The sequence below is a fragment of the Bradyrhizobium sp. 87 genome, assembly GCF_023073015.1.
Taxonomy (GTDB): domain Bacteria; phylum Pseudomonadota; class Alphaproteobacteria; order Rhizobiales; family Xanthobacteraceae; genus Bradyrhizobium; species Bradyrhizobium canariense_D.
In genome coordinates, this window is the sequence record NZ_JADPIQ010000086.1 from 54,266 (window position 1) to 72,561 (window position 18,296).

15 protein-coding genes are annotated in these 18,296 nt (G+C 65.2%); 8 read left to right on the forward strand and 7 right to left on the reverse strand.

The genetic code is table 11. The annotated features are described in order from the left end of the window. Positions 1-61: 61 nt before the first annotated feature. On the forward strand, positions 62-1,402 hold the full coding sequence (locus IVB50_RS21095; protein ID WP_247297104.1) for an MFS transporter: 1,341 nt from the start codon (positions 62-64) through the stop codon (positions 1,400-1,402). A gap of 64 nt (positions 1,403-1,466) precedes the next feature. Here the strand turns inward: IVB50_RS21095 and IVB50_RS21100 are convergent, their stop codons facing one another. From IVB50_RS21100 to galE, 3 genes are all read right to left on the reverse strand, one after another. After that, positions 1,467-2,168 carry a fumarylacetoacetate hydrolase family protein gene (locus IVB50_RS21100; RefSeq protein ID WP_085383345.1) on the reverse strand — a complete coding sequence of 234 codons (702 nt, stop codon included), beginning with the start codon at positions 2,166-2,168 and terminating at the stop codon, positions 1,467-1,469. A gap of 35 nt (positions 2,169-2,203) precedes the next feature. Next, a complete protein-coding gene (locus IVB50_RS21105; RefSeq protein ID WP_085348708.1) occupies positions 2,204-4,006 on the reverse strand; it encodes an ABC transporter ATP-binding protein in 1,803 nt (600 codons plus the stop codon). 118 nt (positions 4,007-4,124) lie between these two features. Beyond that, entirely contained in the window at positions 4,125-5,138 is a 1,014-nt protein-coding gene (galE, locus tag IVB50_RS21110) for a UDP-glucose 4-epimerase GalE (RefSeq protein ID WP_247297106.1), read from the reverse strand. A gap of 125 nt (positions 5,139-5,263) precedes the next feature. On the opposite strand from galE, the gene IVB50_RS21115 reads away from it, so the two are divergent. Beyond that, the gene (locus tag IVB50_RS21115) at positions 5,264-6,301 is read left to right on the forward strand and encodes a glycosyltransferase family 4 protein (protein WP_247297107.1); all 1,038 of its coding nucleotides are present in this window, start codon (positions 5,264-5,266) and stop codon (positions 6,299-6,301) included. Positions 6,302-6,520: 219 nt separating this feature from the next. On the opposite strand, the gene IVB50_RS21120 is transcribed toward IVB50_RS21115, so the two are convergent. Then, a complete protein-coding gene (locus tag IVB50_RS21120; protein WP_247297108.1) occupies positions 6,521-7,051 on the reverse strand; it encodes an HAD family hydrolase in 531 nt (176 codons plus the stop codon). Next, positions 7,044-8,114, reverse strand: a complete 1,071-nt coding sequence (gene waaF / locus IVB50_RS21125; RefSeq protein WP_247297109.1) for a lipopolysaccharide heptosyltransferase II — start codon at positions 8,112-8,114, stop codon at positions 7,044-7,046. The genes IVB50_RS21120 and waaF overlap by 8 nt, the downstream gene beginning before the upstream one ends. A gap of 172 nt (positions 8,115-8,286) precedes the next feature. Here waaF and rfaD point away from each other — a divergent pair, with 172 nt between their 5' ends. The 6 genes from rfaD to IVB50_RS21155 all read left to right on the forward strand — a co-directional run bounded on the left by rfaD (position 8,287) and on the right by IVB50_RS21155 (position 16,233). Further along, a complete protein-coding gene (rfaD, locus tag IVB50_RS21130) occupies positions 8,287-9,267 on the forward strand; it encodes an ADP-glyceromanno-heptose 6-epimerase (RefSeq protein WP_247297110.1) in 981 nt (326 codons plus the stop codon). Positions 9,268-9,290: 23 nt separating this feature from the next. Next, the gene (gene rfaE1 / locus IVB50_RS21135) at positions 9,291-10,763 is read left to right on the forward strand and encodes a D-glycero-beta-D-manno-heptose-7-phosphate kinase (RefSeq protein WP_247297336.1); all 1,473 of its coding nucleotides are present in this window, start codon (positions 9,291-9,293) and stop codon (positions 10,761-10,763) included. Continuing rightward, positions 10,760-12,064 carry an O-antigen ligase family protein gene (locus tag IVB50_RS21140; protein ID WP_247297113.1) on the forward strand — a complete coding sequence of 435 codons (1,305 nt, stop codon included), beginning with the start codon at positions 10,760-10,762 and terminating at the stop codon, positions 12,062-12,064. The genes rfaE1 and IVB50_RS21140 overlap by 4 nt, the downstream gene beginning before the upstream one ends. Positions 12,065-12,152: 88 nt before the next feature. Then, positions 12,153-14,066, forward strand: a complete 1,914-nt coding sequence (locus IVB50_RS21145; RefSeq protein ID WP_247297114.1) for a nucleoside-diphosphate sugar epimerase/dehydratase — start codon at positions 12,153-12,155, stop codon at positions 14,064-14,066. Between the two features lie 2 nt (positions 14,067-14,068). Then, positions 14,069-15,289, forward strand: coding sequence for a glycosyltransferase family 4 protein (locus IVB50_RS21150; RefSeq protein ID WP_247297115.1), 1,221 nt, complete (start codon positions 14,069-14,071; stop codon positions 15,287-15,289). Next, a complete protein-coding gene (locus IVB50_RS21155; protein ID WP_247297116.1) occupies positions 15,286-16,233 on the forward strand; it encodes an NAD-dependent epimerase/dehydratase family protein in 948 nt (315 codons plus the stop codon). The genes IVB50_RS21150 and IVB50_RS21155 overlap by 4 nt, the downstream gene beginning before the upstream one ends. Here IVB50_RS21155 and IVB50_RS21160 read toward each other — a convergent pair. Both IVB50_RS21160 and IVB50_RS21165 read right to left on the reverse strand, forming a co-directional pair. Next, a complete protein-coding gene (locus IVB50_RS21160; protein WP_247297117.1) occupies positions 16,221-17,240 on the reverse strand; it encodes a glycosyltransferase family 4 protein in 1,020 nt (339 codons plus the stop codon). The genes IVB50_RS21155 and IVB50_RS21160 overlap by 13 nt on opposite strands. Continuing rightward, complete coding sequence (locus IVB50_RS21165) at positions 17,237-18,196, reverse strand: lysylphosphatidylglycerol synthase transmembrane domain-containing protein (protein WP_247297118.1); 960 nt, start codon at positions 18,194-18,196, stop codon at positions 17,237-17,239. Before IVB50_RS21165 ends, IVB50_RS21160 begins: the two co-directional genes overlap by 4 nt. Positions 18,197-18,296: the final 100 nt, after the last annotated feature.

The window sequence follows — 18,296 nt, forward strand, 5'->3', positions numbered from 1 at the left end:
TTTTCGGCAACAACAACAGGTGAAAACACGCAAGCGGGGGCCTATCTGAGGATGCGCTCCCATGGCAACACTTGATCTCGACGCCACCCGACTTACTGCCCCCGAGCATCAGCGCCAGCTTCGCCGCGCCGTGATCGCCTCCACAATCGGGACCGCGATCGAGTGGTATGACTTCTTTCTTTACAGCACCGTCACGGGTCTGGTTTTCGCAAAGCTCTTCTTTCCTCACTCCGATCCCTGGGTCGGCACGCTGGAGGCGTTTGCGATCTACGCGGTCGGATTCGCCGCGCGGCCCGTCGGCGCGGCAATCTTTGGCCATTATGGCGACCGCATCGGACGTAAATCCACGCTGATCGCGACCTTGCTCTTGATGGGACTGGCGACCGCTGCGGTGGCGGTGGTGCCGACCTATGCCAGCATCGGTATCTGGGGCGCCGTGATCCTGACCGTGCTGCGGTTCATTCAGGGCGTCGGAGTCGGTGGTGAGTGGGGCGGCTCGGTACTGATGTCGATGGAATGGGCGCACAACGATCGATCCCGTGGATTGATCGCATCATGGCCGCAGTTCGGTGTGCCCTGCGGGCTTTTCCTCGCCAATCTTGCCGTGCTGGTGTTCAGCCAGATGGCGGGTGATCAGTTCCTGGCATGGGGCTGGCGTATTCCCTTCGCGCTCAGCATCATCCTGGTCGGCGTGGGCCTCTATATCAGGCTCGGCATTCTCGAAACCCCGGTGTTCTCCAAGCTCGTCGCCGAACGCCAGGTCGATCGCACGCCGATGCTCACGGTGATCCGGGAATACCCGAAGGAGATTCTACTGTCTGCCTTTGCGCGCATGTCGGAGCAGGCGCCGTTCTACATCTTCACGGCCTTCGTGTTCTCCTATGGCATCGGCACCCTGCACGTATCGCGCGACTTCCTGCTGACCGCGGTGCTCTCGGCCTCCGTGCTGTCGTTCGTGTCGATCCCGCTGTGCGGACATATCTCCGATCAGATCGGCCGCAAGAACATGTATATGCTCGGCGCTGCCGTGACCGGCATCTTCGGCTTCGTCTATTTCGCCCTGCTCAATACGGGGTCGCTGACCATCATCTTCCTCGCGATCCTCCTGTCGCTGATTCCGCACGACATGCAGTATGGACCGCAAGCCGCCTTGATCGCCGAGAGCTTCACCGGACGCCTTCGCTACAGCGGCTCCTCGCTAGGCTATCAGCTCGCATCCGTGATCGCCGGCGGCCCCGCACCGCTGATCGCTACCTGGCTGTACGGCACGTTCCACTCGGCGACCGCGATCGCGATCTACATCGCGATTTGCGCGGTCGTGACGCTGGTGGCGACCGCGATGATGACCGATTACACGGGAAAGGACATCAACGCCGCGGGGGCGTACGAGCGACGAACTTGAATCCGCAAAAAAGCCCCGGACGCGATGCCCGGGGCTTTGCTGTCCCGTGATCTCGAGCTCAGCCTTATTCCGGCTGACCGATGCTCACCTTCAGCGTGCCGACGCCGTCGACGCCACATTCGAGCTTGTCGCCGGGCTGGAGCTGCGACACGCCGGCCGGCGTGCCCGTCATGATGATGTCGCCGGCGGCGAGCTTCACCTGCTGCGAGAGCTGCCAGATGATCTCGGGCACGTTCCAGATCAGCTCTGTGAGGTCGCCCTTCTGCGCTTCCTTGCCGTTGACCGTGAGCCAGATCTTGCCCTTGGCGGGGTGGCCGATCTTCGATGCCGGCTGCACTGCGGAGCAGGGCGCCGAATAGTCGAACGACTTGCCGACCTCCCACGGACGCTCCTTCTTGCGCGAGGCGATCTGCAGGTCGCGGCGGGTCAGGTCGATGCCGACGGCATAGCCGTAGACATGGTCGAGCGCCTTGTCGGCGGGAATGTTGAGGCCGCCGCTCTTCATCGCGACGATCAGCTCGACCTCGTGATGGAGATCCTTAGTCAGCGGCGGATAGGGAATGGTGGCGCCGTCGGGCACCAGCATGTCGGCGTGCTTGGCGAAGAAGAACGGCGGGGCGCGCTCGTCATTGCCCATCTCGCGGATGTGCTCGAGATAGTTGCGGCCGACGCACCAGATGCGGCGCACGGGATAACGGCCGCTTTCCCCGACGACGGGAAGCGAAGCCTGGGTCGGAAGCGGGATGACGTAGGAGGCGGCGTTCATGGTGCGATCTCGCTGCTCTTGAGGTGAAGGGAACTCTATGCGGTTGCGCTGATCGGCGCCAGAGCACCGGCGTCGTGATGTTGCAGGCGGAAGAACGAGGCGTAGCGGCCGCCGCGGCGGAGCAACTCGTCATGCCGGCCCTGCTCGACGATCTCGCCGCCCTCGACCACCAGGATCGCATCGGCGTGCATGATGGTGTGCAGGCGGTGCGCGATCACGATGGTGGTGCGGTTCTGGCAGAGATGCTCGATCGCCTCCTGCACCTGCCGCTCGGACTCGGAATCGAGCGCGGCGGTGGCTTCGTCAAGCAGGATGATCGGCGCGTTCTTGATCAGCGCGCGCGCAACCGCGATCCGCTGGCGCTGGCCGCCGGACAGCTGCGTGCCGTGCTCGCCGACGGGCGTGTCGTAGCCGAGCGGGAAGCCCATGATGAAATCATGCGCGCAGGCCGCCTTGGCGGCGTCGATGATCTGGTCTTCGGTCGCGCCGGCGCGGCCGAACGCGATGTTGCTGCGGATGGTGTCGCGGAACAGATAGACGTCCTGACCGACATAGGCGGTCTGGGCCCGCAGCGATTTTCGGGAGACGGCGCCGATCGACTGGCCGTCGATCACGATGTCGCCTTGCGTCACCTCGTAGAAGCGCAGTAGCAACCCCAGCACGGTCGATTTGCCGCCGCCGGATGGGCCGACCAGCGCAGTGACCTTGCCGGGTTCGGCAACAAAGCTCATGCGGTTGAGGACGGTCTCACCGTTGCGATAGGAAAAGCTGACGTCGCGCAGCTCGATGCGCGCAGTCGACAGTTTCAGCGCCGGCTTGTCGTCGTCGGAATGCTCGCTCGCGGGGCTGTCGACGACTTCCAGCAGCATGCGGGCGCCAACGAGCTGGCTGTTGAGGTCGATGTTGAGCCGCGCCAGCCGCTTGGCCGGCTCGGTCGCCATCAGGAACGCGGTCATGAAGGAAAAGAACGCGCCGGGCGTGGCGTTGAGGGCGACTACGCTATAGCCGCCGTAAAGCAAACAGCCGGCGACCGCGAAGCCGCCGAGCATCTCCATCAGCGGATTGGAGCGGTTGGCGACGCGAGCCATCTTGTTGGCGTTGCGCTCGACGATCGCGATGTTCTCGTCGATGCGGGTCTGCATGGTGTCTTCGAGCGTGAATGCTTTCACCGTGCGGATGCCCTGCAGCGATTCCTGCATCGTCTCGAGGATGTCGGCGGTGCCGGTGAACTGGTTGTAGGCGAGACCCTTGATGCGCTTGACCAGCTTGCGCAGCACCAGCATCGCCGGCGGCACGGCGACGAGGCCGATGAACGACATCACCGGATCCTGCCACACCATCACGCCGATCATGGCGAGCAGCATCATGAGGTCGCGCCCGACCGCATTGACCAGCATGTTGAGGACATCGGTGATGGATTTTGCGCCGGCCGTCAGCCGCGCCAGGAATTCCGACGAATGCCGCTCGGAGAAGAATCCGACGCTCTCGCGCATCAGCTTGGCGAACAGCTGGCGCTGGTTGGTGGCGAGGATGGCGTTGGAGATCTTGGTCAGGATCACCATGTGGCCGTAAGTCGCCACGCCCTTGATGAAGAGCAGGATCACGGTGATGCCCGAGAACATCGCGATGCCCGGGATGTTCTTGTCGACATAGGCCTGGTTGATGACCTGGCCGAGCACGTAGGTCGCGCCCGCGGTCGATCCGGCGGCAAGCGCCATCAGCGCGAAAGCGACAAGGTAGCGCCGCCAGTAGATGATGCCCTGTTCCGTGACCAGGCGGCGAATCAGGACCGCTGCCGCATAGGGATCGTCGGTGATTTTCTTTGGAAACTGAGCCATCCGCAGTCCATTGACGGCACAGGAATAAGCCTGCCCGCGCGTCAGGGATCGAACGGCCTCTGTGCCCGCTAAGCCAGCGCTTTTCAAGCCCAATTAAGGGCTTGCGCTGGAATGGAATCTAGGCCGAGGCGGCCTGGCGGAGCTCGCCGTGACGCTCGCGGAACAGCTTGTCCTCCCATGCCAGCGCGTGCGCTGCGATGGTCTCGAGGTCGTCGTATTGCGGCTTCCAGTCGAGCAGGCCGCGGATGCGGCTGGTGTCGGCAACCATGGTCATGATGTCGCCGGGCCGGCGCGGGGCGTATTGCACGGCGAAGCTGCGGCCCGAAACACGGCGCACCGCGTCGATGGTTTCCAGCACCGAGTAGCCGCGGCCATAGCCGCAATTGAGCGTCGTCGAGGCCCCCCCGTTGCGCAGATAAGCGAGCGCCGAGCGATGCGCCTGCGACAGGTCCGAGACATGGATGAAGTCGCGGATGCAGCTGCCGTCCTGGGTCGGATAGTCGGTGCCGAACACGTCGATCTTGGCGCGCTGGCCAGTGGCGGCTTCCACCGCGATCTTGAGCAAATGCGTGGCGCCGACCGTGGCAAGACCGATGCGGGCCTGCGGATCGGCCCCCGCAACGTTGAAATAGCGCAGGGTGACGTACTGCATGCCGTAGGCGGCGGCGACGTCGTGCAGCATGATCTCGGTCATCAGCTTCGACGAACCGTAGGGCGACAGCGGCCGTGTCGGCGCATGCTCGGGCACCGGCACCTGGTCCGGATCGCCGTAGACCGCCGCGGTCGAGGAGAAGATGAAGCGGTCGATGCCGCGCTTGACCGCGACGTTGAGCAGGTTGCGCGCGGTCGTGAAATTGTTGCGGTAATAGCCGAGCGGATCGCGCATCGAATCCGGCACGACCACCGAGCCCGCGAAATGGATGATGCTCTCGATGTTGTGCTGGGCGATCACGCCTTCGAGCAGGTTCTCGTCGCCGGCATCGCCAATGAACAGCGGCACGCCTTCGGGCAGATAGGCGGAGAAACCGGTGGAGAGATCGTCGATCACGACGACGTCCTCGCCGGCTTCCGCCAGCGCCAGAACCGTGTGGCTTCCGATATAGCCGGCACCGCCGGTGACAAGCACAGTCATGATCTCACCCGTCCTCGATCAACGCTCCAAGCTAACGTTTACGTGGTGAAGAGTGGGTGTCGGCGCGGCTGAACTGGTCACTATGCTTAATGTTGCGTATAGGGACTTTCGAAACGGAGCGTGGCGTGGCGAATTCCCCAAGCGATCTCGAAGTGATCGTGCCAAATCTGCACAGGCGCTATTCCGGGGTCACCGCGACCAACCGGATGGTGGCGCCGCGGCTGGCGAAGCTGTTTCGCGCCGCGTGGTTCGGCTCCGACGCGCCGGAGGGGATCGCGCGCCTGAACTGTGCCGATCTCCTGAGATTGTGGCGCCGCAAGGCGCCGCTGATCTGGCACGCGCGCCGCAACAACGAGATGATCGCGGGTGTGCTGTTGCGCGCGCTCGGCTGGCCGCTCAAGCTCGTCTTCACCTCGGCGGCACAGCGCCATCATAGCTGGATCACGCGCTGGCTGATCCGGCGCATGGACACGATCATCGCGACATCGGATCTTTCGGCCTCGTTCCTGAAGGTGAAGGCGACGGTGATTCCGCATGGCGTCGACACCGCCGTCTATGCGCCGCCGCTCGACCGCACTGCTGCCTTCGCGGAAACCGCGTTGCCGGGCCGCTACGCGATCGGCTGCTTCGGCCGGGTACGCGCGCAGAAGGGCACCGATGTGTTCGTCGATGCGATGTGCCGCTTGCTGCCGCGCTATCCGGATTTCACCGCAATCATCGTCGGCCAGGTCACACCCGAGCAAGCTGTTTTTGCAAACGACCTGAAGAAGCGGATCGAGGCCGCCGGCCTGCAATCGCGCATCGTCATCACTGGCGAACTGCCGATCGAAGACGTGCAGCGCTGGTATCAGCGGCTGACGATCTACGCCTTCACCTCGCGCAACGAAGGTTTTGGCCTGACCTTGATCGAGGCGATGGCGGCCGGCAGCGCGCTGGTCGCCGCGCGCGCCGGGGCGGCCGAACTCGTGGTCGAGGATGGCGTGACCGGCGTGCTGATCCCGACCGGTGATGCGGACGCGCTGGCTGCAGCGGTCGAACCGCTGATGCGTGACGTGGCCGCCGCGATCGCTATGGGCGAGCGCGGGCGGGCACGGGTGCTCGCGCAATTCAGCCTCGATGCCGAAGCAGCCCGGATCGGTGAGGTCTATCGTCCACTGCTCTGAGCGAGCGGAGAAAACATCCCCATGCACTAGCCGGGCAGCGGAATCAATGGCTTGGCGGCCTGCGCAATGCAAATGCGGATTTACGAACTTGTTTGAGCCGTCGGACGAGACATTGCAAGTAGATGGCATTGCAGATTGTGCGCGAACCCCGGGATACACTCCGGCACGGCATTCGTTGACGTTCTTTCTCGACTCGATGTCCCGCCGGATCGCCGGGGTCTACGGTCGCTTGGTCCGGGCGAGCACCTCGGTCACGAACGCGTCGAGGTCGCCGCCTGGAAAGAGAAAGCCCGGCAGTCCGAGCGGCTTGCCGGCCTCGATGTCCCGGGCCTGATCTCCGATTACGAAGCTACCGTCGAGTTGCACCGGCCAGTGCTGGACGAGATCGCGCAACATACCGGGTGCGGGCTTGCGCCAATCATGCTCTCCGATGTAGCCGGCGACCGTTCCTTGCGGATGGTATGGACAGAAGCGGATGTCATCGATCCGCGCGCTCTCACGGGCGAGTTCGTCGCACATCCAGCCGTGCAGCCGGTTCACTTCAGCTTCGGTGAAGAGGCCGCGCGCGACGCCGGACTGGTTGGTGAAGACGAATACCCAATAGCCGGCCTCGTTGAGGCGGCGAATGGCCCTAGCAACGTTGGGCATCCAGCGGATGCGGTCTTGCGTGCCGATATAGCCATCGTCACGGTTGATGACGCCATCCCGATCGAGGAATGCGGCGGGTTTCGCCGCGCGGCCGTCAGACATTTCCAAGTCCCTGCGTCCTCGCAAGCACGTCTCTCGCGATCTCGACCACGTTCTGCGCCGCGATGTCACGCATGCAGCGGTGGTCGTTCATCTTGCAGATCGTGCTCTGGCAGGGCTGGCAGGAGAGCACGCTCTTGTCCTGGACCACGGTCGCGGCGAGGCCGTTGAGGGGAGCCCAGAGGTAGGGGCTGGTCGGGCCGAAGATGCCCATGGTCGGCGTGCCCAGGGCGGCTGCGATATGCATCAGGCCGGAATCGTTGGAGATCGCGACGCCGGCCGCGGCCATGGCCAGCACGCCGTTGCGCAGATCATTGCCGGTGAGGTCCCGCACCCCAGCGCCGCCCGCCGCGACGATCTCCTGGGCCAGGCGCTTTTCTCCGGGGCCGCCGACCACCCAGACCTCAAGGCCGCGCTCGGCGAGCAAGCGGGCGGCTTCAGGATAGTAGGTCCAGCGCTTTGAAGCGCCGACCGAGCCGGGAGCCAGCGCCACGGCGGCGCCTGTGCTCAGGCCGTTGGCCTGCCGCCAGCGGATGATGTCCTCGGTTGGGACCCGCAATTGCGGCACCGGCCACTGCGCCGGCACCGGGGCACCATTGGGCTGGGCGAGGGCGGCGTTCTTGTCGATGAAGCGGGGCAGCTTGTTTTCGCCCCAGCGCCAGCGATTGAGCAGGCCGAACCGGAACTCGCCGACGAAGCCGACCCTTTCCGGAATCCCGGCCAAAGCGGGCGCAATGGCGGCCTTCCAGGTCCGGGGCAGCACCAGCGCGGTGCCGTAGTTCCGCTCGCGCAGGAGCTTCGCCAGGCCGAGCTGGCGGCCCACGGCGAGCCGGCCGCGCGGCAGGTCCCACACGATCGCTTCGCGCACGCCGGGCATGTAATCGACCAAAGGAGCGCACAGGGACGTGGTGAGCAGATCGACCGGCCGGTTCGGCCAGCGCTCGTTCAGGACCCGCACGACGGTGTGATTCCGGACGAAATCGCCGATCCACATGTAGGGGACGATCAGGATCGGGCGCGCGTCGCCCCGATCTACCGCTCCACTAAATTGCGAATCTTGGTTCATTCGTTAATAAGACCGGGTGCGCTGATATGGCGGTTCGGTTAGCCGCTCCCGGCCGGCAGGTAAAGCCGGCTGAGCGGCAATCCCAAAACCGCTTACACTTTGGCGGATCATGCGCTAGGGCAGAACCGGGCCGCAAAACTTCGGGCAGGCAAAATCTGGCAGGGAAGTTGGAATGTTACTGGTAACCGGCGGGGCCGGTTTTATCGGATCGAATGTCGTCGCCGCGCTGAACGAGTCCGGCCGCAGCGACGTCGTGGTCTGCGATTTCCTTGGCAACGAGGGCAAATGGCGCAACCTCGCCAAGCGGCAGCTTGTGGATATCGTGCCGCCGGCTGAGCTGCCGGACTGGCTGAAGGACCGCAAGCTCGATGCGGTGATCCATCTCGGGGCGATTTCCGCGACCACCGCGACCGACGGCGACCTCGTGTTCGAGACCAACTTCCGCCTTTCGATGCGCCTCCTGGACTGGTGCACGGCGAATGCGGTGCCGTTGATCTACGCCTCTTCGGCGGCGACCTATGGCGACGGCGAGGCGGGATTTGACGACGACGCCTCGGTCCCTGCGCTGAAGAAACTGCGGCCGATGAATCTCTACGGCTGGAGCAAGCACCTGTTCGATCTCGCCGTCGCCGAGCGCGCAGCGAACGGCGAGAAGCTGCCGCCGCAATGGGCCGGGCTGAAATTCTTCAACGTGTTCGGCCCCAACGAATACCACAAGGGCTCGATGATGAGCGTTCTGGCGCGCCGCTTCGACGACGTCAAAGCGGGCCGCGTCGTGCAATTGTTCAAGTCGCATCGCGAGGGTATCGCGGACGGCGATCAGCGCCGCGATTTCATCTATGTCGACGACGTCGTGCGCGTGATCATGTGGCTGCTGGCAACGCCCTCGGTGTCCGGGCTGTTCAATGTCGGCACCGGCAAGGCACGCAGCTTCAGGGACCTGATGCTGGCGGCTTATGCTGCGCTCGGCGCCAGCCCCAACATCGAATACATCGACATGCCCGAGCAGATCCGCGGTAGCTACCAGTACTTCACCCAGAGCGAGGTCGATCGCCTCCACCGCGCCGGCTACAATGGCGGTTTCACGACGCTCGAGGACGCGGTGAAGGCCTATGTCGGGGATTATCTCGACCGGCCCGACCGCTTCCGCTGAGGTCCATCACCATGCCGACGCCCATTCTCGATTTCGATGCCCTCGCGCAAGCCATCTCAGGCTGCACGGTGCTGTGCATCGGCGACATCATGCTGGACGAGTTCGTCTATGGCGAGGTGTCGCGGATATCGCCGGAGGCGCCGGCGCCTGTCATAGCGGCCCAGCGCAGCGAGCTCCATATCGGCGGCGCCGGCAATGTCGCGCGCAACGTCGCCGCGCTCGGCGCGCGCTGCATCTTCGTCGGCCTCGTCGGCGAGGACGAGGCGGGTAGGCGGCTCGCCTCGACGCTTGCGGAGCAGGGTGCAATCGAAAGCGTGCTGGTGTGCGATCCCTCGCGTCCGACCACGCGAAAAGTACGTTTCGTCTCCGAGCATTTTTCCACGCACATGCTGCGTGCGGATTGGGAGCAGGCACAGCCTGCTTCCGATACGATCGAGACCAAGCTGATCGAAGCGATCCTGCCGCAGATCGCGCGCGCCGACATCGTGCTGCTGTCCGACTACGCCAAGGGCGTGCTGACCGCCCGCGTCATCCGCCACACCATCGACGCCGCGCGAAAACTCGGCAAGCCCGTGATCGTCGATCCCAAAAGCCTGAACTGGGCGATCTATCGCGGCGCGACGCTGCTCACGCCCAATCGCAAGGAATTTTCGGAGGCGACCCGAAGCCGGGCCGACACGCCGCAGAGCATCGTCGATGCCAGCGAGGACGTGATGCGGCTCGCCGATTGCGAGGCGATCCTGGTCACCCAAGGCGAGCACGGCATGACGCTGGTGCCGCGCAACGGCGAGGCCGTTCACGTTCCGGCGTTTCCGGTCAAAGTGCGCGACGTCTCCGGCGCCGGCGACACCGTTGCCGCAGCGCTCGCGGTGTCGCTGGCCACGGGTGCGAGCTGGGACACGGCGCTGCGCATGGCCAGCGCCGCGGCCGCCGTCGCTGTCGGCAAGCAGGGCACCGCCAGCGTGAGCGCGGCCGAGCTGAAGCGGAGGATCTTGCCGCATGCCTATCTCGCAGCCGAGGAGAAGATCGTGCTCGAACCGGCTGCGCTGGACGCCCAGCTCGCCGAATGGAAGAGACAGGGCCAGCGCGTCGGCTTCACCAATGGCTGCTTCGACATCCTGCATCCCGGCCACGTCAAGGTGCTGACGGCCGCGCGCTCCGCCTGCGACCGCCTGATCGTGGGCTTGAACAGCGACGCCTCGGTGCGGCGGCTGAAGGGCGCCGACCGCCCCGTTCAGGACGAGCGGGCGCGTGCGGAAGTGCTGGCGGCGCTCGAAGCTGTCGATCTCGTCGTTATTTTCGATGAGGATACGCCGATCGACCTGATCACCCGCATCAAGCCGAGCGCGCTGATCAAAGGGGGCGATTACACCCGCGAGCGGGTGGTCGGCCATGAGATCGTCGAGGCCGCGGGCGGGACGGTGGTGCTGGTCGACATTCTCCAGGGCTTCAGCACGACGGCGCTGGTCCATCGCGCGCGGGGAGAGGGCAAGTGACGACGCTCGCCGGGGAGACGACCGGCCAGATGCTGTTGCGGCGTCTGCGCAGCCCAGTGGCCTGGAGCGAGATGGTCGACCTGTTCGCGATCCTGACCGCGGCCTCGCTGCCCTGGTCGACCTCGCTCACGGCGATCTTCAACGCCGCGTTCCTGGTCTGCATGGTGCCTTTCCTCGATTTCAAGGCATTCCTGCAATCGCTGAAACGTCCGATCTGCGCGGCGCCGATCGCGCTGTTCCTGCTCGCGGTGGTGGGAACGCTGTGGTCGGACGCAGCCTGGGGCACGCGCCTCTACGCGGTCGGGCCGACCGTCAAGCTGCTCGTGATTCCCGTCCTGCTGTATCATTTCGAGCGTTCGCCGCGCGGGCACTGGGTCTTCATCGCGTTCTTCGCATCCTGCGCCTTGCTGTCGGTGATGTCCTGGCTGGTGGCCTTCTACCCCGGCCTGTCGCTGAAACCCGGTGATCCCCTCGAGCGGGGCATCTTCGTCAAGAACTACATCGACCAGAGCCAGGAGTTCACGCTGTGCGCGATCGCGCTGGCCTATCCGGTCGTGGTCCTGCTGCGTGACAAGCGCTACTGGCTCGCCGCCCTGTTGACGGCCCTGGCGCTGAGCTTCTTCGTCAATATGGCTTTCGTGGTGGTATCCCGTACCGCGCTCGTCACCGTGCCGATCATGTTCGCCGTGTTCGCGTTGCTTCACCTGACATGGCGCAGCATCGCGATCATCTCCGCCGTCCTGCTCGCCGCAGCCGCAATCGCCTGGCAGGCCTCGCCGCAACTGCGCAAAACCGCGGAGACGTTTTCGCGCGACTATCGGCTTTACACCCAGGAGAGAGTCCCGACCTCCATGGGCGAGCGGCTTGTGTACTGGCACAATTCAATCCAGTTCTTTGCGCAAGCCCCAGTGGTTGGGCACGGGACGGGGGCCGGCTACGGGCTGTTCGAGAAGGTCTCCAAGGGCGAGGAATGGGTCAAGGGGGCCAGGGTCTTTCCGAATCCGCATAACCAGACGCTGCACGTCGCCTTGCAATGGGGCGTCATCGGCATAGCCGTCCTCTACGCGATCTGGATCGTGCACCTGCTGTTGTTTCGCGGCGATGGCCTTGCAAGCTGGATCGGCCTATTGGTCGTGGTCCAGAACGTCTTCACCTCGTTGTTCAACTCCCATCTGTTCGACTTCCACGAGGGCTGGATGTACGTCATCGGCGTCGGCGTTGCCGGCGGCATGGTGATCCGGGCCGAGCAGGCCGGGGCGAAGACGGCGGTTCCTGAACGGTCGGCCGATGGCAAACCTTGACTTGACTGGCAAGCCTTGACTGGCATGTCCGGCCGAGATGGGTTATCAGCGCGATCAGGTTGCATCTAACTGGATTTTCGGTCAGCGGATGACGCGTCTTTCGCATCTCACCTTGCGCAATTTCATGATCGCGCTCCACGACCTGCTGGCGACCACGGCGGCGCTGTTCGCCGCCTTCTATCTGCGCTTCGAGGGCGGCGACGGCTTCTTCGACCGCCTGCCGCTGCTGATTCAGATCCTGCCCTATTTTCTCGCCTTCAGCTTGGTCGTGTGCTTCGTCTTCAACCTGACCACGACGAAATGGCGCTTCATCTCGCTGCCCGACGCGCTGAACATCATGCGCGTCGCGACCGTGCTCACGGTTGCACTCCTGGTGCTCGACTACATCTTTGTCGCCCCCAATGTCCGCGGCGCCTTCTTCCTCGGCAAGGTGACCATCGTCCTCTACTGGTTCCTCGAGATCTCCTTCCTCAGCGCGTTGCGCATGGCCTACCGCTATTTCCGCTATACGCGGGTTCGGCGTCACGCCCGCACCGGAGATGCCGCGCCGACGCTGCTGATCGGCCGCGCCGCGGATGCCGAGGTGCTGTTGCGCGGAATCGAGAGCGGGGCGATCAAGCACATCTGGCCGGTCGGCGTGCTGTCGCCGTCGAGTTCCGATCGCGGCCAGTTCATCCGCAACGTCCCGGTTCTCGGCGGCGTCGACGACATCGAGGATGTCATCGCCGACTTCACCAAGCGCGGCAAGCCGATCGCGCGCGTCGTGATGACGCCCACGGCATTCGAGCCGGAGGCCCATCCCGAGTCGATTCTGATGCGGGCGCGCAAGCTCGGCGTGATCGTGAGCCGCATGCCCTCGCTCGAGAGCGGCGATACGCCACGGCTCACGGCCGTCGCCGTCGAGGATCTGCTGCTGCGGCCGAGCGAAAAGATCGACTATGCGCGGCTCGAGGCCCTGATCGAGGGCAAGGCGGTGATCGTCACCGGCGGGGGCGGCTCGATCGGTTCGGAGATCTGCGAGCGTGTCGTCGCGTTCGGCGCCGCGCGCCTTCTGATCGTGGAAAATTCCGAGCCGGCGCTCTACGCGATCACGGAAACACTCGCGGCGCTCGGCTCCGCTGCTTCGATCGAAGGGCGCATCGCCGACATCCGCGACCGTGAGCGCATCATGCGCCTGATGGCCGAGTTCAAGCCGGACATCGTGTTCCATGCCGCCGCGCTCAAGCACGTGCCGATCCTCGAGCGCGACTGGAGCGAGGGCGTCAAGACCAACATCTTCGGCTCGATCAACGTTGCCGATGCCGCGCATAGCGCCGGCGCCGAAGCCATGGTGATGATCTCGACCGACAAGGCGATCGAACCGGTGTCGATGCTCGGCCTGACCAAGCGCTTCGCCGAGATGTATTGCCAGGCGCTCGACCATGATCTTGCGGCGGGTCACGGCGGCGCCAGGCGGTCGATGCGGCTGATCTCGGTCCGGTTCGGAAACGTGCTGGCGTCGAACGGCTCGGTGGTGCCGAAGTTCAAGGCCCAGATCGATGCCGGCGGTCCCGTGACGGTCACGCATCCCGACATGGTCCGCTACTTCATGACCATCCGCGAAGCCTGCGATCTCGTCATCACGGCGGCAACGCATGCGCTCGGAACGCAGCGTTCGGATGTGTCGGTCTACGTGCTCAACATGGGTCAGCCGGTGAAGATCGTCGATCTCGCCGAGCGCATGATCCGTCTCTCGGGCTTGCAACCCGGCTACGACATCGACATCGTGTTCACGGGCATGCGGCCCGGCGAACGCCTGCACGAAATCCTGTTCGCCTCCGAGGAGCCGACCCGCGAGATCGGCGTCGCCGGCATCATGGCCGCGCAGCCGAACGAGCCGCCGATGCAGACGCTGCGCAAATGGATTGCGGCGCTGGAGCAGGCGATCGCGCGCGACGATCGGGCGACCATCAGGACCATCCTGAAGGACGCGGTTCCGGAATTCGGGTCGACCGCGGCCTGATCATGCAGCCTCGAGGCAAGATCGTCGTGGCGAGCCAGCATTACCCGCCTGATCCGAGCACGACGGCGGCGATCATGGCCGAGATCGCCTGCCGCATCGCCGGGGATCACGAGGTCGTGGTGTTGTCGGGCTCATCAGGCGCGTTGCCGGCCTCGCAGGCCGGCCCGGGCAAGCCGCGGATAATCGCCGTCAAGAACCGGATGGCGGGCAAGGCGGCGCTGGTGCGGCGCGGCGCCTCCGAGCTGCTGTTCGCGGTGCGTACGTTTCTGGCGCTGACACGGGAGCTGAGGCGAGGTGACGTCGTGCTTACCGTCACCGCACCGTTCATGCTGCCTTACGCGGTCGCGGCGGCGGCGAGGCTGAAGGGCGCGCGCTCGGCGCTGATCATGCACGACCTCTTCCCGGACGTACTGGTGATGGCGGGCCTGCTGAAGCCCGGTTCGATCGTGACCATGACGATGCGCGCCGCCAACAGCCTGATGTTCCGCGCGCTCAATGCCGTCATCACCATCGGCCGCGATGCGGAACGGCCGCTGCTGAGCTATTCCGGCATGACGCGGAACAAGATCCGCTTCATCCCGAACTGGGGGACGCTTGTGGCCGCACCCCGGCCGGTGACGGCGGATAATCCGTTCCGCAAAGCGCTCTCGGCGGATTTCGTTGTCGGCCTGTCGGGCAATCTCGGCTTCACCCATGATCCGGAGATCGTGTTCGAGGCGGCGCGTCTTTTGAGGGCCGAGCCTGATATCCACTTCCTGCTCTCCGGCTGGGGCATCGGCTTCGAGCGGTTGAAGCAGTTGCAGGCCGACGCGAACTTGCCCAATGTCTCCTTCGTGGGGCGGGTCGAGGATGCCGAGCTCGAGGCATTGCTGGCGGCGGCCAATCTCTGGATCATTCCGTACCGGAAGGACGTTGCGGGGGTATCGGTGCCGAGCCGGTTCTACAATCTGCTGGCGGTCGGCCGTCCCGTGGTGCTGGTCTCGGAGCCGGAGGCCGAGGCCGCGTTGACGGTGGTGGAGAACGGGCTGGGCTGGGTGGTGACGCCGGGCCGTGCCGATCAACTGGCCGAGGCGATCCGCGCGGCGTCTCGCTCCGACGCAGTCGCGATGGCGGAGCGCGCGGTCAAGGCGGCGGCGAAATTCGATCGCGTCACCGCGATGAACGCCTACGCTGCCCTGGTCGACGAATTGTTGCGCAACCCCGAACTGGCGGAGCAACGATGAACAAGCGCAAGCCAGTCGTGCTGGTGACGGGTGCGAGCGGTTTCGTCGGCCGTCATGTCGTGCCCGCACTGGCGCACGAGGGGTGGTCGGTCCGCCGCGCGGTGCGCAGATCGGAAGGCATGGACGACGAGGTCGTGATCGAAACGATCGGGCCTGAAACCGACTGGCAGGCGGCGCTTGAAGGCGTCGATGCCGTGGTTCATCTCGCCGCCCGGGTGCATCACAAGCACGAGGAGCATGCGGTCCAGCTCTATCGCAACGTCAACATTGCCGGCACGCTGCACCTGGCGCGCAGCGCGGCGACGGCCGGGGTGCGCCAGTTCATCTTCATCAGCACCGTTCTCGTGCACGGTCGCACCAATGACGGCCGCGCGCCGTTCAGCGAGGACGATGTCCTGACGCCGCGCGGTCTCTACGGCATGTCCAAGGCCGCGGCCGAAGCGGGCTTGAAGACGCTGGCGCGCGACAGCGCCATGAAGATCTCGGTGATCAGGCCGCCGCTGGTCTATGGTGCGGGCGCCAAGGGCAATTTCGCGCTGCTGACGCGTGCCGTGAGCCTCGGGCTGCCGCTGCCCTTTGCCACGATCCGCAATCACCGCGCCTTCCTTGCCGTGCAGAACCTGTCGTCGTTCATCCTGCGCCGGCTTTCTCATCCAGATCCCGCGAGCAATTTCGAGATCTTCCTGGTGGCCGATATCGAGCAGGTCTCGACGCCCGAGTTCATCGCGCGTCTGGCCAAGGCTGCCGGCAAGAACTCGCGGCTGTTCGGCATGCCGCCGGACCTGCTCGGGACGCTGCTGAGAGTGATGGGCCGGCAGGATACGCATGACAGCCTGATCGGCTCGCTCGAGCTCAACCTCGCCAAGGCGATTGCGACCGGGTGGCAGCCCCAGGTGTCTCTCGACGAGGGGCTGCGGCTGGCGCTGGTGGCTCAGGACGCCTGACGGCGGGAGAACCGCCGCAGCACGATGCCGGTCGCGATTGCGCCCGCCAGCAGCGCGGTCAGCGTGATCGTCAGCGAGCCGGCGCGAGCGGTGGCGATGGCAAGCCCCGCGAGCACGAGATTGAGCGCGAACACCTCGCCGATCACGCGGGAGACCGTGAAGCCGTGGTCGGTGGCGCGCTGGTAGAAATGCGAGCGATGCGCCGACCAGAATTGCTCGCGCCTGGTGATGCGCCAGAACAGCGTGATGGTGGAATCCACGAGGTAATAGGCCGGCAGCAACAGCGCCGCGGCGGGCTGCCCGCGCCAGGCGAGCTCGAGCAGGCACCAGCCGAGCAAAAGGCCGATCGGCAGGCTGCCGACATCGCCCAGGAAGACTTTTGCGATCGGCTTGTTGAACGGCGCAAAGCCGAGCATGGCGCCGCACAGCGCCGCGGCGATCAGCGCGGCCGGCCACGACAGATCGCCGAGCAGTCCCAGCAGCAGCAGCGCCGCGGTGACCGGCACCACTTCCGCCACCGTCATCAGGTCGAGCCCGTCCATGAAGTTGACGAGGTTCACGAACCACACGCCCGCCAGCAGGATCAGTCCGCGCTCCAGCCCGAGCGGCAGCGCCGGCACTATGCGCGCGGTCTCGGGCGTGGTGAACACGACGGCGCCGACGGCTGCGGCCTGCAGCACGAGCCGTACCAGCACCGGCAGCGACTTGATGTCGTCGGCAAATCCGACCACGGCGATCAAGACGGTCGCAGCGATCAGCGCCGGCGGAATCGCGACGTTCGCCCAGACTGCCCAGGCTGATGCGACCAGCAGCGTCGCTGATATCACGGCGATGCCCGCACCCTGCGGGGTCGGGATGCGATGAGAGGACCGCGCGTTGGGCCGCGCCAATGCGTAACGCTGGAGCAGGGGGCGGCTGGTCCAGGTGATGACGCCCGACACCAGCGCGGCAATCGCAACGGCAAGCAGCGAGGGGACGGCGCCGAGCGCATCGATGGCCGCGCTCACTGCGGCACCCCGAGCGGCGCCGATCCCTGCGCGGCTTTCTCGGCGCTGAGGATCCAGACCAGACCGCCGATCGCGCCGACGATGAAGTACACGGCGCCGAACAGCAGCGAGACGTTGACGCCCTCGTTTGCGGCCAGGCCCGCGAAGCCGAACGCGAGGCCCATGGTGGCTTCCCGCACGCCCCAGCCGGCGATCGAGATCGGCATCATCGTGATCAGCATCACCGGCGGCACCAGCATAAAGACGTCGCTGAATCCGACCGGCGCGGCGATCGACTGCACGACGCACCAGGCGACCACGACGGCCAGCACATGCACGGCGAGCGACAGGATCACGACGGCCGGTCCGCGCGAGCGGCTGAAGATCACGCGGTTGGCGATCACGGCACAGGCGTGGATGTGATGCGTGGCCCACCAGGTTTTCAGCCAGTGCCATTTCAGCGCGCCGAAGACCAGAAAGCCGAGGCCACCCGCGAGCGCCGCGAGGTCGACGAGCAGCAGCGCCGAGCGCCCGTGCGGATCAGCGATGAGGCCGTAGCTCCAGGGCAGGCTCGCGACGATCATGATCGCGAGCGCGATCAAACCGATCGCGCGGTCGACGAAGATCGAGTAGGTCGCAGCGCGCCAGCCGGCGCCGGCGCGCGCGACGAGCCACAGCCGGACCGCATCGCCGCCGATCGCCGAGGGCAAGGTCTGGTTGAAGAACGATCCGATTACGTTGTAACGCATGGCCCGGCCGAGCTCGAGCGGGGCGCCGCATGCGGCGCTGATCTCGCGCCAACGCAACACGCCGACGAAGATTTGCAGGAACGTAACGGCGATCGCCAAGCCGATCCAGAACAGGCTGGTCACGGTGAAGCGCGAAAACAGTTCGGACAGATCGACCTTGCGCAGCGCCAGGTATAGCAGCGCTCCGGAAATCAGGATCTTGGCCGTCGACAGCAGGATTCGGCGCATTTCGCCCGCATGAACAAGGGTTTTGAAGCAACCCGACGCAAGGCGCCGAATTCGGCCGCTTTGGTATGGTTTTGGCGCCGATCTTGCAATAGCGGTGATC

Bases quoted from the DNA above. Each gene is read 5' to 3' on its own strand.
- IVB50_RS21150 (WP_247297115.1), top strand. From the start codon at position 14,069: ATGCAGCCTCGAGGCAAGATCGTCGTGGCGAGCCAGCATTACCCGCCT.
- rfaD (WP_247297110.1), top strand. From the start codon at position 8,287: ATGTTACTGGTAACCGGCGGGGCCGGTTTTATCGGATCGAATGTCGTC.
- galE (WP_247297106.1), bottom strand. From the start codon at position 5,138: ATGACTGTGCTTGTCACCGGCGGTGCCGGCTATATCGGAAGCCACACG.
- IVB50_RS21105 (WP_085348708.1), bottom strand. From the start codon at position 4,006: ATGGCTCAGTTTCCAAAGAAAATCACCGACGATCCCTATGCGGCAGCG.
- IVB50_RS21120 (WP_247297108.1), bottom strand. From the start codon at position 7,051: ATGTCTGACGGCCGCGCGGCGAAACCCGCCGCATTCCTCGATCGGGAT.
- IVB50_RS21095 (WP_247297104.1), top strand. From the start codon at position 62: ATGGCAACACTTGATCTCGACGCCACCCGACTTACTGCCCCCGAGCAT.
- IVB50_RS21155 (WP_247297116.1), top strand. From the start codon at position 15,286: ATGAACAAGCGCAAGCCAGTCGTGCTGGTGACGGGTGCGAGCGGTTTC.
- IVB50_RS21100 (WP_085383345.1), bottom strand. From the start codon at position 2,168: ATGAACGCCGCCTCCTACGTCATCCCGCTTCCGACCCAGGCTTCGCTT.
- IVB50_RS21145 (WP_247297114.1), top strand. From the start codon at position 12,153: ATGACGCGTCTTTCGCATCTCACCTTGCGCAATTTCATGATCGCGCTC.
- IVB50_RS21165 (WP_247297118.1), bottom strand. From the start codon at position 18,196: ATGCGCCGAATCCTGCTGTCGACGGCCAAGATCCTGATTTCCGGAGCG.
- waaF (WP_247297109.1), bottom strand. From the start codon at position 8,114: ATGAACCAAGATTCGCAATTTAGTGGAGCGGTAGATCGGGGCGACGCG.